This window comes from Paenimyroides ummariense (genome assembly GCF_900115115.1).
Lineage (GTDB): Bacteria > Bacteroidota > Bacteroidia > Flavobacteriales > Flavobacteriaceae > Flavobacterium > Flavobacterium ummariense.
Window position 1 is genome coordinate 42,258 of sequence record NZ_FOVI01000018.1, and the last position, 13,598, is coordinate 55,855.

General features: G+C 33.5%; 14 protein-coding genes and 5 tRNA genes. 13 read left to right on the forward strand and 6 right to left on the reverse strand.

Going from position 1 to position 13,598, the window contains the following annotated elements; translation table 11 throughout:
• The first annotated feature begins 206 nt into the window (after positions 1-206).
• From BM253_RS12310 to BM253_RS12320, 3 genes are all read left to right on the forward strand, one after another.
• Complete coding sequence (locus tag BM253_RS12310) at positions 207-713, forward strand: hypothetical protein (RefSeq protein WP_143095650.1); 507 nt, start codon at positions 207-209, stop codon at positions 711-713.
• Positions 714-843: 130 nt separating this feature from the next.
• Complete coding sequence (locus BM253_RS12315; protein ID WP_091524741.1) at positions 844-1,230, forward strand: START-like domain-containing protein; 387 nt, start codon at positions 844-846, stop codon at positions 1,228-1,230.
• Positions 1,231-1,272: 42 nt separating this feature from the next.
• The gene (locus BM253_RS12320; protein ID WP_091524744.1) at positions 1,273-2,109 is read left to right on the forward strand and encodes an aminotransferase class IV; all 837 of its coding nucleotides are present in this window, start codon (positions 1,273-1,275) and stop codon (positions 2,107-2,109) included.
• On the opposite strand, the gene BM253_RS12325 is transcribed toward BM253_RS12320, so the two are convergent.
• The 5 genes from BM253_RS12325 to BM253_RS12345 form a co-directional block, all read right to left on the reverse strand.
• Complete coding sequence (locus tag BM253_RS12325; RefSeq protein ID WP_091524748.1) at positions 2,099-2,659, reverse strand: YqgE/AlgH family protein; 561 nt, start codon at positions 2,657-2,659, stop codon at positions 2,099-2,101. The genes BM253_RS12320 and BM253_RS12325 overlap by 11 nt on opposite strands.
• Before the next feature lie 82 nt (positions 2,660-2,741).
• Entirely contained in the window at positions 2,742-3,047 is a 306-nt protein-coding gene (locus BM253_RS12330; protein ID WP_091524751.1) for an HU family DNA-binding protein, read from the reverse strand.
• Positions 3,048-3,164: 117 nt separating this feature from the next.
• Positions 3,165-4,109, reverse strand: a complete 945-nt coding sequence (fmt, locus tag BM253_RS12335) for a methionyl-tRNA formyltransferase (protein WP_091524754.1) — start codon at positions 4,107-4,109, stop codon at positions 3,165-3,167.
• The gene (locus BM253_RS12340; RefSeq protein ID WP_091524756.1) at positions 4,109-6,007 is read right to left on the reverse strand and encodes a RecQ family ATP-dependent DNA helicase; all 1,899 of its coding nucleotides are present in this window, start codon (positions 6,005-6,007) and stop codon (positions 4,109-4,111) included. Before BM253_RS12340 ends, fmt begins: the two co-directional genes overlap by 1 nt.
• A gap of 34 nt (positions 6,008-6,041) precedes the next feature.
• Positions 6,042-6,575 carry an AAA family ATPase gene (locus tag BM253_RS12345; RefSeq protein ID WP_091524759.1) on the reverse strand — a complete coding sequence of 178 codons (534 nt, stop codon included), beginning with the start codon at positions 6,573-6,575 and terminating at the stop codon, positions 6,042-6,044.
• Between the two features lie 109 nt (positions 6,576-6,684).
• Between BM253_RS12345 and BM253_RS12350 the strand changes: the two genes are divergently transcribed.
• Genes BM253_RS12350 through murA form a run of 3 tightly spaced genes read left to right on the forward strand, consistent with a single transcriptional unit; the run spans position 6,685 to position 9,125 of the window.
• Positions 6,685-6,972 (forward strand): DUF493 family protein, encoded by a 288-nt coding sequence (locus BM253_RS12350; protein WP_091524762.1) that lies wholly within the window; start codon positions 6,685-6,687, stop codon positions 6,970-6,972.
• 6 nt (positions 6,973-6,978) lie between these two features.
• The gene (locus tag BM253_RS12355) at positions 6,979-7,809 is read left to right on the forward strand and encodes a DUF4290 domain-containing protein (protein ID WP_091524765.1); all 831 of its coding nucleotides are present in this window, start codon (positions 6,979-6,981) and stop codon (positions 7,807-7,809) included.
• Positions 7,809-9,125 carry a UDP-N-acetylglucosamine 1-carboxyvinyltransferase gene (gene murA / locus BM253_RS12360; RefSeq protein WP_091524769.1) on the forward strand — a complete coding sequence of 439 codons (1,317 nt, stop codon included), beginning with the start codon at positions 7,809-7,811 and terminating at the stop codon, positions 9,123-9,125. Before BM253_RS12355 ends, murA begins: the two co-directional genes overlap by 1 nt.
• A 67-nt stretch (positions 9,126-9,192) precedes the next feature.
• On the opposite strand, the gene BM253_RS12365 is transcribed toward murA, so the two are convergent.
• A complete protein-coding gene (locus BM253_RS12365) occupies positions 9,193-10,431 on the reverse strand; it encodes a hypothetical protein (protein WP_143095651.1) in 1,239 nt (412 codons plus the stop codon).
• Between the two features lie 269 nt (positions 10,432-10,700).
• Between BM253_RS12365 and BM253_RS12370 the strand changes: the two genes are divergently transcribed.
• From BM253_RS12370 to typA, 7 genes are all read left to right on the forward strand, one after another.
• Positions 10,701-10,772: transfer RNA gene (locus BM253_RS12370), tRNA-Glu, on the forward strand.
• Positions 10,773-10,801: 29 nt separating this feature from the next.
• Positions 10,802-10,873, forward strand: a tRNA-Glu gene (locus BM253_RS12375).
• A gap of 30 nt (positions 10,874-10,903) precedes the next feature.
• A tRNA-Glu gene (locus BM253_RS12380) sits at positions 10,904-10,975 on the forward strand.
• A 29-nt stretch (positions 10,976-11,004) separates the two neighbouring features.
• Positions 11,005-11,076: transfer RNA gene (locus BM253_RS12385), tRNA-Glu, on the forward strand.
• Positions 11,077-11,105: 29 nt separating this feature from the next.
• Positions 11,106-11,177 (forward strand) — tRNA-Glu (locus BM253_RS12390).
• Positions 11,178-11,334: 157 nt separating this feature from the next.
• Positions 11,335-11,586, forward strand: a complete 252-nt coding sequence (gene rpsT / locus BM253_RS12395) for a 30S ribosomal protein S20 (RefSeq protein ID WP_091524777.1) — start codon at positions 11,335-11,337, stop codon at positions 11,584-11,586.
• 98 nt (positions 11,587-11,684) lie between these two features.
• Positions 11,685-13,484: a translational GTPase TypA gene (typA, locus tag BM253_RS12400; protein WP_091524780.1), complete on the forward strand. Its 1,800-nt coding sequence runs from the start codon at positions 11,685-11,687 to the stop codon at positions 13,482-13,484.
• Positions 13,485-13,598: the final 114 nt, after the last annotated feature.

A 13,598-nucleotide genomic window follows, 5' to 3' on the forward strand; every position in this document is an offset into this window, starting at 1 on the left:
TAATAGTGAATTTTTATAAAGTAAGTACAAACAAATTGCACTTAAAAGCACGCTAACGGAAATTAAAAAGCCGGTCATATTATATTTTATTGTAAAAATAAGTGAGAAAGGCGACATAATATGACGAATTTTTATTATTTTTAAAATTATAAATTGCAGATTTAGTACCAATATGCTAGTTGGTTTAAATTTTAAAAAGAAATATTATGAGAAAGATTTTATTAATGGCATCTTTAATGATTGCCGGTGGTGCTTTTGCACAAGATTACAAGAATTCAATTGGTATTCGTTTAGGATCGGGTTATTATGATGCTGTAGGGGCTTCATTTAAAACATTCATTACACAGCCGGGAGCGTTGGAATTTAATTTAGCATTTAGACCTTATTCAAATTCTTATTGGAATGGGAAACATAAATGGACCAATGTTTCACTTTCTGGAGCGTATCAACACCATTTTCCTATTGGCGATATCGATGGATTTAAATGGTATGTTGGTGGTGGTTTGGTTTTCGCAAACTCTTTTTCTGATCATGATGATTATTCAGGCTTAAGTGTAGGGATTTTTCCAACCGGTGGTGTAGATTATAAGTTGAAAAGTGCTCCATTTGCATTTTCCGTAGATCTACGTCCAACTGCTCATATTACAGAAGGAATTAATCATCATCACGGTTTTTTCTTTAACGGCGGAGTAACAGCACGTTATACATTTTAATTTTAGATAAAAAAGAGACAAAAACAAGCGTAATTTTAAACAATTACGCTTGTTTTATTTAGGCTGATTTATTTTTAACAAAAATATTTGGTAATAGCTTTATTTTTTATATATTTCGAAAAAATAAGCTATGAAAACAAAATTTGATATAGAGTATCCTATAACTGCCTCACCGCAGTTATTGTACCAGTATATTTCAACACCATCTGGACTTACAGAATGGTTTGCCGATAATGTAAATTCGCGCGGAGAATTTTTTACTTTTATTTGGGGCGATAGTGAAGAGAAAGCAAAATTAGTTACAAAGAAAACCGATGAAAAAGTAAAATTCCGTTGGTTGGAAGAAGACGAAGAAGAAACCGACTATTTTTTTGAATTAAGAATTGTTTTGGACGAACTTACAAAAGACGTAACCTTAATGGTAACCGATTTTGCCGAGGACAGCGAAATAAAAGATCAAACGCAATTGTGGGACAACCAAATTGCCGATTTAAAAAAAGTGTTAGGGTCTGCATAATTAAAGCCTTATATTTGCTCTGAAAATTTCAGAGCTTTTTTTATGATTAATTTTAATGGAAATTTAGTAGCGCAGTCAAACGAAAATATTGAACAAAATAGAGGCTTTTTATACGCCGATGCCGTTTTTGAAACATTGAAGGTTTTAGACGGAAAAGTACTTTTTTTAGAAGATCATTATTTTAGGCTGATGGCATCTATGCGTATTTTACGCATGGAGATTCCGCTTGAATTTACGTTGGAATATCTTGAAAGCGAGATTTTAAAAACCATTAATGCATTAAATCTAACCAATGCACGTGTACGTTTAACCGTATTTAGAAACGGCGAGGGCAGATACAAACCTGAACAAAGAACCGTGAGTTTTGTAATTGTTGCAGAAAGTACAGGTTCGGTTTATGTAAATACAACGGGTAAGTACGAAGTTGAACTTTTTAAAGATTTCCACATATCTAAACATTTGTTAAGCACCTTGAAAACTACAAGTTGTTTAATAAATATTACTGCCAGTATTTTTGCTCAAGAAAATGGTTACGAAAACTGTTTGCTGATTAACGATGAAAAAAATGTTATTGAAGCGATTAACGGAAACATCTTTTTAATTAAAGATAATGTTATAAGTACGCCACCAATTGCCGATGGCTGTAAAAACGGAATTATAAGAAAGAAATTAATTGAGATTATAAATAAAACGGAGAATCTTACCTTTGAAGAACGTTCAATTTCACCTTTTGAATTACAGAAGGCAGATGAAATCTTTTTAACCAATATTGCTGTCGGAATTCAATCAATTACGCAATATCGCAAGAAAATGTTCGCGAATACAATCGCAAATAGTTTATTGATGAAACTGAACGCTCAGATAAAATTTAATTCATAACGGGATCTTCAGGTGCATTTGCCCAAATAATAAATTCATCCCCAAGATCAATCATTAACTCTTTCCATAATTTGGAAGGAGTTTTTTCTAATAAATGATCACCATACTGGTTTTCAATGCAGGTCCATGCTTTCTGGTTAATTTCGTCTTGTAGCTGACTTTCTTCCCAACCGCTGTATCCCAAGAAAAAGCGAATATCTGTCTGTGCAACTTTATTGCTTTTTAAAAGATCAAACAAAGCTTCGTAATCTCCACCCCAAAAAATACCGTCTTTAATTTCGATACTGTTCGGAATGAGTGAAGGAATAGTGTGCAAAAAATACAGATTGTCTTGTTCAACCGGACCACCGTTGTAAATTCTGAAATTGGTATGTGCTTCTGGAATAATGTCTTGTAACGACAAATTTAAAGGCTTATTCAAGATAAAACCTACGCTGCCTTTCGCGTTGTGTTCAGCTAATAGTAAAACCGTTCTACTAAAAACCGCATCTAATAAAATCGAAGAATCCGATATTAATAGCTTTCCTTTAGTGGGTGTTAGCTGCTTCATAAAAATTTTTTATTTAAAAATAAATAAAAAAATAAAAAAAACCACGCTTTGCAGGTGGTTTTTCATTATTTGTAAAAGAAAATTATTTTTTCTTTTTAGCTGCAGCTTTAACTGGTGTGTTAACAGCACCATCTAAATCAGCACCCGCTTTAAATTTAACTACTTTTTTAGCAGCAATTTTAATAGATTTTCCAGTTTGTGGATTTCTTCCTTCTCTTTCTGCTCTTTCAGAAATAGACCATGATCCGAAACCAACTAAAGAAATTTTGTCTCCTTTTGTTAAAGTTTCACCTACATTTTTTAAAAATGATTCTAATGCTGATTTAGCAGCTGCTTTTGTGATTCCTGCATCTTCCGCAATTGCGTCGATTAATTGTGTTTTGTTCATAATAATTTTTTTAATTGAGTTAATCTTAACATATACAAATTTAAAAGTTAAATTGATTTACACAACTTTTTTTTGTGAAAAAGTGCGAAAAATAGCAAAAAAAAGCTACTAAAATGGCTAATTACAGCTTGCGTTGTCAGAAAATTGCATTCCGTTAAGCAATTCTGCGGTCTTCATTTTCTTTTTTCCGGGGAATTGTAACGACAAAATTTCGATAAATCCATCATTTGTTGCAATACGAATGGTCTTTTTTGATGCGATAAATTTGCCAGGTTTAAAATCGTGTTCTTCTATAATATAAGTAACATCGTGAATTTTAATATTGTATTCGTTACCGTTATCGCTTAAAATAGTATATGCCGATGGATACGGATTTAACCCGCGAATTAAATTGTAAACTTCTTTGCTTGATTTGTTGAAATCGATTTTGCAGTTTTCACGGTTTAATTTATAAGCCGTTTTTGTTTCTTCGGCAGGTTGAATAGTTGTTTTAACCTGATTGTTTTCAATTAACTTTAATGTTTCAACAACTGTTTCTGCACCTAAAAACATCAAACGGTCATGTAATTCACCAGCAGTTTCGGTTTCGACTATATCTGTTTCGTTCTTTAAAATAATGGCACCGGTATCAATTTTTTCATCAATAAAAAAGGTAGATACACCTGTTTTTTCTTCTCCGTTAATAATAGCCCAGTTAATTGGTGCAGCACCACGATAATCGGGTAATAAAGACGCATGCAGGTTAAATGTACCTAATTTTGGCATTTGCCAAACGGCTTTTGGCAACATTCTAAAAGCGACAACAATTTGCAGGTTAGCGTTTAATGCTGCTAATTCTGCCAAAAAATCTTCTGATTTTAAATTGGTTGGCTGTAAAACTTTCAGGTTGTTTTCTTCTGCATAAACTTTAACTGCAGACTGGTTTAACTTTTGTCCGCGACCAGCTGGTTTATCCGGAGCTGTTACAACTGCAGCAACTTCGTAGTTATTCTTTAAAATAGTATCTAAAATTCCCACCGCAAAATCGGGTGTTCCCATAAAAACAATTCGTAATTTTTCCATTATAATTTTATGTATGTGGCATTTTTGTACAGATATTCGCCTTCTTCGACTAATTCTTTTAATGCCTGTGCTAAATAATTTGATTTATGAATATAGATCGACTTTAAATCTGCCAATTCAAAAACATGATCTTTTGGATAATTTTTAAGTTCCGTTTTTATTTCGTCGACTAAATTGCTGCTGTTTTTTGAATTTTTATTTTGAATACAAGTTGAACATTTACCACAGTCTTCGTTATAATCTTCATCGAAATAATTTAAAAGGATTTTGTTTTTGCAAACGTTTGTGTTGGTAACATATTGCAACATCGCTTTAAATTGCTGATCTTTTATGGCATTAAACTGTGTTAGATTTTTTGCAACGCGGTTAATGGTAATATCGTCTTCGCGTACTTCGGTTAAAATAACGTTGGTGTCGTTTGGAGCCTGTGTAAACGTGCAAAATCCTTTTAAAACCCAAGATTCTATGGTTTCGATAATCTTTTGATTGGGCATTTTTGTATGTTTCGATAAAACATCGATATCAATAGCCGTATCGCCGTCTTGGATGCCGCGGTAATGATGCAAAATGCTTAAAAACAAAATTTCTTCTAACGAATGATTACTGAAATAAGCAATGGCATCGTTTGAATTTATTAAGAAATGAATATAGTTTTTGTACTTAAATGCTTGTTCAAAACTTAAAACCGACTGTCGATCTAAAAATTCAAACGCATGAAACGTTTTGCTTACCGGTAAATTGTATTTCTGACAAAAATCTTTAAAATTAAAACGAATCGTTTCATTAAAACCTTCGCCATAAGCAATTTGAAAATGATTTACGAAACGTTTATACACCATTTTTACAAAATCGATTTCCAAATTGTTCAGATCGTGAAAACCTTTTGCCTGATGAATACTGTTTGAACTCAATAATAGGGTTGCAAACGCTTTTTCGCCATCACGACCGGCACGGCCTGCTTCTTGATAATAACTTTCCAAATTGTCGGGAATATGCAAGTGAATAACATTGCGAACATTCGGTTTGTCAATTCCCATACCGAATGCGTTGGTCGCTACCATGACCAAAACGGTTTCGTTCAACCAATCATTCAGTTTTTGTTTTTTCGATTTAAAATCCAACCCACCGTGAAAAAAATCGGCAGAAATTCCGTACGATTTTAAATTCTGCGCCACTTCAATGGTAGCTTTTCTGCTTTTTACATAGATAATTGCAGGTGAAGGATTTTTTTTTAGGATTTGAAACAACAATTCTTCCGAATTTTCCTGCTGATATACGCCGTAGTACAATTCGTTTCGTAAAAAAGTCTTTTTAAAAACTTTTGGATTTTTAAGTTGAAGAATATTTATGATATCCTGCTGAACTCGGTTGTTTGCCGATGCCGTAAGTGCAATAAACGGAACATTGGGCAACCACTCTTTTAACTTACCGATATCTAAATAAGCCGGACGAAAATCGTGCCCCCATTGCGATATGCAGTGCGCTTCATCAATAGCAACTAAATTTATTGGTAACTGAATGATTCTGCTTAAAATCCATTCATTTTTTAAACGTTCGGGAGCAATGTACAGAAATTTGTAATTTCCGTAGAGCGAATTATCCAACAAATTCGAAATTTCTTCTGTTGATAAATTTCCCGATATGGATAAAGCCTTAATGTTTCGATCTTTTAGCTGGTTAATCTGATCTTCAATCAACGCAATTAAAGGCGAAATTACCAGACAAATTCCATCGGTCATTAAAGCCGGTATCTGAAAGCAAATACTTTTTCCGCCACCGGTTGGCAGCAAAGCAAGGGTATCGTTTCCCTGAAAAACAGATTCTATTACTTCTTCCTGCGGAATTCTAAAAGAATCATAACCCCAATGTTTTTTTAAAATATGTAAAGCTTCAAACAAAATGCGGTGTTTTTTCTTTAAAAATAAAGAAAAATTATAAATTATTCAATATAAAAGTAATTCTTGTATCCAAATCGGCTTTTGGCACTTCGGTTAGCTGGTAACCGTAACTTTCGTAGGTTTCTACCAAATGGTTGTGGATCAGTTTTGCCTGTTCAAAATTTTCGTAACGCTCATTATCGCTCACGTAAATATCTTCCCAAGGCGGCAGTATAAAAATTTTGGTGTAGCGGTGGTTTTTGCAGGCATCATCAAAAGCAGGTGGGTAGGCATCTCCAATGTAATGCATATACGCCAAAACATCGGGAATACCGCGATCTATAAAAACACAGGTTGTGTCTTCTTTCACGGCGTTGTTAAACTGATCTATACGTCCTTTTAAAAGCAATTCACTAAACAAAAGTGGTTCTTTTAAAAACAATTGGTCAATGCCTGTTTTTTGTGCTTCTAAAGTAACCTGACGTGAAATTTCGGGATAACAAACGTATCCTTTTGCTGTAAGTGCGTTAATAATTGATGTTTTCCCAGAGCCGGGACCTCCAATAAGTAAAATAGTTTTAGTATCCACCTTAAAAAATCAAAGGGCAAATTTACACAGAAAAATTAAATTGTTCAATTAAAACGGATATTAGTATATTTACCTTAATCTAATGTATATTTGTAGATAATTTTATTTTATGGACAAGAAAACCGAAGAATTCTATACGCGCCTTAAAACCGAGTTAGAAAATACAACCGAAAAGTGGCCTGCAGAATATCTATATAAATTTATTGTTCCTGCCAGTGAAGAGAAAATTGCTTTAATTGAAAAAGCTTTTAATGATATGGGAGCAGTGATTACAACAAACAAATCTAAAAACGGAAACTATTCAAGTGTATCAATAAACGTGGTAATGCCAAGTGCCGATGCCATTATTGATAAATACAAAGAAGTTTCAACTATAGAAGGAATTATTTCCTTATAAAATTTTATGAAATTTAAGCCAACCGAAGCAATAAATAATTTGGAATACAATACCGATCGTAAAGATTTGGTGTTGCCGGAATATGGTCGTCATTTACAAAAACTGATCGATCAGGTTATTTTAATTGAAGACAGTGCCGAACGTAACAAAGCGGCTCGTGCAGTAATTGATATCATGGGAACTATAAATCCGCATTTGCGTGATGTTTTAGATTTTCAGCATAAACTGTGGGATCAGCTTTTTAAAATGTCTCGTTTTCAGTTAGATGTTGATTCGCCTTACGAAAAGCCGAAAGCAGTTACCAATTTTAACGAACCTATCTTAATTGAATATCCAAGAAACAATCATAAATATCGTTTTTATGGATCTAATATTGTTGATATGATCAACGAAGCAGTTACTTGGGAAGAAGGCGAACGCAAAGAAGCGCTGATTATGGTAATTGCCAACCACATGAAAAAAAGTTATGTGAACTGGAATAACGAGTCTATTGACGATGCTGTTATTTTCCAGCATTTAAAAGAATTATCGGGTGGAAAGATCGATCTAAAATCGAATTTAGATGACAGCAACAATACGGTTAATTTAATGAAACCGAATGTTCGTAACAACCAGTTTCAAAATCGAAATACATCAACACAGAATTCAAACAATAGAAATAATCAGTTTCAAAACCGGAATAATTCAGGAAATAATAACCTAAATCAGCAGCGTAACAACCCTAACAACAAGCAGGCAAATACGCAAAATGCAAATAACAGGTTTGTGAAAAAATCAAATACAAACAACAATAACGGTAACAATTCATCTAAAAATACAAATAGAAATTCAAATTAATGGGAACTTTTAAAATTGAAGGCGGACATACTTTAAACGGTGTTGTACAACCACAAGGGGCTAAAAATGAAGCACTACAGATTTTATGCGCAGTTTTGTTAACCGATGAAAAAATTACAATTTCTAATATTCCCGATATTATAGATGTTAACAAACTTATTGCTTTGTTGCAGAATTTAGGAGTTGCTGTAGAAAAATTAAACCGAAATACTTATACATTTCAGTCAAATAATATTGATTTAGATTATTTAGAATCCGATAAATTCCGCGAGGAAGGAAAATCATTACGAGGTTCTATTATGATCGTAGGTCCGTTATTAGCGCGTTTTGGCAAGGGATTTATCCCAAAACCGGGGGGCGATAAAATTGGTCGTCGTAGGTTAGATACCCATTTTGAAGGATTTATAAATTTAGGAGCGAAATTCAGATACAACCGCGAAGAATATTTTTACGGTGTAGAGGCTCCAAATGGTTTAACCGGCGCTTATATGTTGTTAGACGAAGCTTCGGTAACCGGAACAGCAAACATATTAATGGCAGCCGTTTTAGCGAAGGGAACTACCACCATTTATAATGCAGCTTGCGAACCTTATTTACAGCAACTTTGTAGAATGTTAAATTCTATGGGAGCTAGAATTACGGGTGTAGGTTCTAATTTGATTACCATAGAAGGTGTTGAAAAATTAGGAGGATGTACGCATCAGATTTTACCGGATATGATCGAAATTGGATCTTGGATAGGTTTGGCAGCAATGACGCGTAGCGAGGTTACCATAAAAAACGTAAGTTGGGAAAATTTAGGTGTAATACCAACAGCTTTTAGAAAATTAGGAATTACCATTGAAAAAGTAAACGAAGACGATATCTTTATTCCTGCACATACCAACGGATACGAAATTAAAGGTGATATAGACGGATCTATTTTAACGATAGCTGATGCTCCTTGGCCAGGTTTAACACCCGATTTGTTGAGTATTTTTTTGGTAGTGGCAACACAAGCGAGGGGAGAAGTATTGATACATCAAAAAATGTTCGAATCGCGTTTGTTCTTTGTTGATAAATTAATTGATATGGGCGCAAAAATTATTTTGTGCGATCCGCACCGTGCCGTAATCATTGGTCATGACTTTAAATCGCAGTTAAAAGCAACCAAAATGTCATCGCCAGATATTCGCGCTGGTATTTCGTTGTTAATTGCAGCATTATCAGCAAAAGGAACAAGTGTTATTCAAAATATAGATCAAATAGATCGCGGTTACGAAAATATCGACGAGCGTTTATTAGCTTTAGGCGCAAAAATTGAACGTTTAGATTAATTATAAGTTTTAAGTAATAAGCTAAAATCAAAAACTCCGACGAAGTTTCAAACTTCGTCGGAGTTTTTTAATTGTAATAATTGTAAATGATTATTGGTTTATTATCTTTATAAATACTACCGTTTTTGATTTTGTAATTCTTTTTTTGTTTCCTTTTTGTTTTAAAATGGTAAGAAAACCTCTTAAAACTTAATGGATTCTTTTTTAGATAAACCTTGTTATAAGTATTCGATCCCCATTGATTATCGTTTTTTTTCTCAAGAATACTTAAACTTTCTTCATCTCCATATTCAGGCGAATGAAAACTCGAAAATATATTTCGATATATAGTTTTATAAGGTGCTTCTACAAAAAACAATTTTCCGTCTTCATCAAACAAAAATGTTCCTGTTTGAGGATAATAAATAGAGGAAGGGTTGACTTTTTGTTGAGCAGGATAGTTTTCATTATGTCCCACACTAAAAAATATATGATTAGGACTAAAATTATTATAACCAGTTTCTATTTTAGAGAGATTATCATAGTATTCCCTTTGTCCTCTAACAAATCTGTGTCCTGTAGCAAATGTCTTAAGTTCAAATTTTCTTTGATATACGTTAACAAAGTTGTGTTCTTTATTAAGATAAACACTATCGTTCTTAAATTTATAATTATTACCAATTTCGTAGAAATATTTTATTTTATCTATAGGCTTAAGTGTATCATAAGATATTGTTATTTCCTGTCTTCGCCAATTGCTATTATCTTCAACTCCTGTTAAATCTTTTTGGTTTTTATCATAAGTATATTTAATAAAATCTTTGTTATCATTATTGTGTCTAATTTCTAACAAGTTTTCTGTTTTTACATCGTAAATGTACTGCATAGTGTTAGTAGTAAAATCACGTGCAAAGTAGTTGTTTTTAATACTAATGGTTAAATGCAAACTATCGGTTTTGTAACTATAAAAATGAGTGGATTTCATCTTATGGTTTCTATCTAAATATATCGAACGCTCTAAAAAACCAGTTTCTTTGTTATAATAATAGATGTTTTTTTCTCCATTCAGCATGCGATCTCTATTTCTGTAAAAATCATTCCAATCATAAAAACTTTCATATTGTTCAATTCTTTGAACATCTTTAGGTGCTTTAAAATTTTCTAAAGACCAAAAACCATACAAAGTCAAATTTCCATAATATTTCAACGCATAGTCATACGTAAACATGGGGTCCAATGGATGTATCTCACGTTGTGCGTGGCTTTTTGTAATATTGCCAAGAAGACAAAATAATGATATTGAAAAAGGAAGTAGTTTTTTATGCATAGCGTTAAAGTTAGTTTTGTATTTTATCAAATACCGTACCTTATTATTTTAGAATTGAAATAATTACGTAGATTCTAATAATTAAGATAGAATTTAATTAGAAAATATTGTATTTGTTTTGAGATTTTAGTTTGCGAATTAAAAATTTATGTTGATATTTGCACTCGCTAATAAAAAGCAACAAGTTCTTATTAAATATAGAAAAAGTAAAAAATAATTTGTAGGTTTTAAAAATATTAATACTTTTGCAACCGCAAATACTAAATAATGGTCCGTTCGTCTAGGGGTTAGGACGCCAGGTTTTCATCCTGGTAACAGGGGTTCGATTCCCCTACGGACTACAAAGGTTTTCCATTGACCTAAAAACAATGGCCCGTTCGTCTATCGGTTAGGACGCCAGGTTTTCATCCTGGTAAGAAGGGTTCGATTCCCTTACGGGCTACAAAGGTTTCCATCAAACCTAAAAAACGATGGCCCGTTCGTCTATCGGTTAGGACGCCAGGTTTTCATCCTGGTAAGAAGGGTTCGATTCCCTTACGGGCTACAAGGTTTCCATCAAACCTAAAAAACGATGGCCCGTTCGTCTATCGGTTAGGACGCCAGGTTTTCATCCTGGTAAGAAGGGTTCGATTCCCTTACGGGCTACAAGGTTTCCATCAAACCTAAAAAACGATGGCCCGTTCGTCTATCGGTTAGGACGCCAGGTTTTCATCCTGGTAAGAAGGGTTCGATTCCCTTACGGGCTACAGTTAGTTGTAAATAAGTTTTGTAAAATAGTAGTCAGTGTCTCGGTTATTATTTTATTAGTTAAAACCAAAGTGTTTGCCTTGGCTAATGTGGGAGGTTTTTCTTTTTTAACTAAAAGTTTTAAAAATAATTAATTACAATTAAAAAGATTAAAAAATGGCAAATCACAAGTCAGCTTTAAAAAGAATCAGAAGCAACGAAAAAAAGAGAGTATTAAACAAGTATCAGCACAAAACAACTCGTAATGCTATTAAAGCTTTACGTTTAATTGAAAGCAAAACAGAAGCTGCTGAAAAATTAGTTGTTGTTACTTCAATGATCGATAAATTAGCTAAAAAGAATATCATTCATTCTAACAAAGCAGCTAACTTAAAATCTAAATTAACAAAACACGTTAACGCACTTTAATTAGTTAATGTTTTGAGATATATAACACTTAAGCTCTCCTAAACCGAGAGCTTTTTGTTGTTAAATAGCATCTGCAAAATAAGAGAAACTTTAGTTTTATGACCCAAATAAGAAATATCGCAATTATTGCACACGTAGACCATGGTAAAACCACCATGGTAGACAAAATTATGTATCATTGTCAATTGTTTAGAGAGAATGAGAATACTGGAGATTTAATCCTTGATAACAACGACTTAGAACGTGAGCGTGGAATTACAATTGTATCTAAAAACGTTTCGGTTCAGTACAAGGGAACAAAAATTAACATTATCGATACTCCTGGACACGCGGATTTTGGTGGAGAGGTTGAGCGTGTATTAAACATGGCAGATGGTGTATTGCTAATTGTTGATGCATTTGAAGGACCAATGCCACAAACGCGCTTTGTATTACAAAAAGCTATTGAATTAGGTTTAAAACCTTGCGTGGTTATTAATAAAGTTGATAAAGAAAATTGTACCCCAGACGAAGTACACGAAAAAGTGTTTGATTTAATGTTTGAATTAGGTGCGGAAGAATGGCAGCTAGATTTCCCTTCGGTTTACGGTTCGGCAAAAAACAACTGGATGAGCACCGATTGGAAGCAACCAACCAATTCTATGGAAGCATTGTTAGAAATGGTGATTGAACACGTACCTGCTGCAGAAGAAAAAGAAGGAACACCACAAATGTTGATAACATCTTTAGATTTCTCTTCATTTACCGGGCGTATTGCAATTGGGCGTTTACACCGTGGTGTTTTACGCGAAGGTATGAACATTTCTTTGATTAAACGTGAAGGTGGTGTTGTAAAATCAAAAATTAAAGAGTTGTATACCTTCGAAGGTTTAGGCCGTATGAAAGTTGCCGAAGTTAAGGCAGGCGATATTTGTGCTGTTGTGGGAATCGAAGGGTTTGAAATTGGTGACTGTATTGCCGATTTTGAAAATCCTGAAGGATTGGGAACAATTAAAATTGATGAACCTACCATGAGCATGTTATTCACTATTAACGATTCTCCATTCTTTGGTAAAGAAGGTAAATTTGTAACATCGCGCCATATTAAAGATCGTTTAAATAAAGAATTAGAAAAAAACTTGGCTTTACGTGTTAACGAAACCGATTCTGCTGATAAATTTATGGTTTTTGGCCGTGGGGTTCTACATTTATCAGTTTTAATTGAAACAATGCGCCGTGAAGGTTACGAATTACAAATTGGCCAGCCGCAAGTTATCATCAAAGAAATCAACGGTGTTAAATGTGAACCAATTGAAGAATTAACTATTGATATTCCTGAAAATTTATCAGGGCGTGCAGTAGAATTTGTAACATTACGTAAGGGCGAAATGTTATCAATGGAGCCACGTGGTGAGCGTATGATTATTGTTTTTAATATTCCATCGCGCGGAATAATTGGATTACGTAACCAGTTATTAACAGCAACAGCGGGTGAAGCAATTATGGCGCACCGTTTCTTAGAGTATCAGCCATACAAAGGTGAAATTGCCGGGCGTAATAATGGTTCATTGATTTCTATGGAAAATGGTAAAGCAATTCCTTATTCTATTGATAAATTGCAAGATCGTGGTAAATTCTTTGTAGATCCAAATGAAGATATTTATGAAGGTCAGGTTATTGGAGAAAATTCTCGTGGAGATGATATGACGGTTAACGTAACAAAAACCAAAAAGTTAACAAACGTGCGTTCATCTGGTGCAGATGATAAAGCCCGAATTATTCCTGCAATTAAATTCTCTTTAGAAGAAGCTTTAGAATATATTCAAAAAGACGAATATGTTGAGGTTACACCAAAATCATTGCGTTTACGTAAAATTTACTTAAACGAAAATGACAGAAAGCGTTATAAAATTGATTAATTCCATGTAATTATAACAAAAAGAAGGTGTCTAAAAAGGTCACCTTCTTTTGTTTATAACGATTTTTTTATAATATCTATTTTTATTAAGCAGCGAGAAGTTCAAGACTTCTCA

What these genes read in the sequence shown, in the direction of transcription:
- BM253_RS12320 (WP_091524744.1), top strand. Translation starts at nt 1,273, where the DNA reads ATGATTAATTTTAATGGAAATTTAGTAGCGCAGTCAAACGAAAATATT.
- BM253_RS12355 (WP_091524765.1), top strand. Translation starts at nt 6,979, where the DNA reads ATGAAATTTAAGCCAACCGAAGCAATAAATAATTTGGAATACAATACC.
- BM253_RS12315 (WP_091524741.1), top strand. Translation starts at nt 844, where the DNA reads ATGAAAACAAAATTTGATATAGAGTATCCTATAACTGCCTCACCGCAG.
- fmt (WP_091524754.1), bottom strand. Translation starts at nt 4,109, where the DNA reads ATGGAAAAATTACGAATTGTTTTTATGGGAACACCCGATTTTGCGGTG.
- BM253_RS12310 (WP_143095650.1), top strand. Translation starts at nt 207, where the DNA reads ATGAGAAAGATTTTATTAATGGCATCTTTAATGATTGCCGGTGGTGCT.
- BM253_RS12325 (WP_091524748.1), bottom strand. Translation starts at nt 2,659, where the DNA reads ATGAAGCAGCTAACACCCACTAAAGGAAAGCTATTAATATCGGATTCT.
- BM253_RS12350 (WP_091524762.1), top strand. Translation starts at nt 6,685, where the DNA reads ATGGACAAGAAAACCGAAGAATTCTATACGCGCCTTAAAACCGAGTTA.
- BM253_RS12330 (WP_091524751.1), bottom strand. Translation starts at nt 3,047, where the DNA reads ATGAACAAAACACAATTAATCGACGCAATTGCGGAAGATGCAGGAATC.
- BM253_RS12365 (WP_143095651.1), bottom strand. Translation starts at nt 10,431, where the DNA reads ATGCATAAAAAACTACTTCCTTTTTCAATATCATTATTTTGTCTTCTT.
- rpsT (WP_091524777.1), top strand. Translation starts at nt 11,335, where the DNA reads ATGGCAAATCACAAGTCAGCTTTAAAAAGAATCAGAAGCAACGAAAAA.
- typA (WP_091524780.1), top strand. Translation starts at nt 11,685, where the DNA reads ATGACCCAAATAAGAAATATCGCAATTATTGCACACGTAGACCATGGT.
- murA (WP_091524769.1), top strand. Translation starts at nt 7,809, where the DNA reads ATGGGAACTTTTAAAATTGAAGGCGGACATACTTTAAACGGTGTTGTA.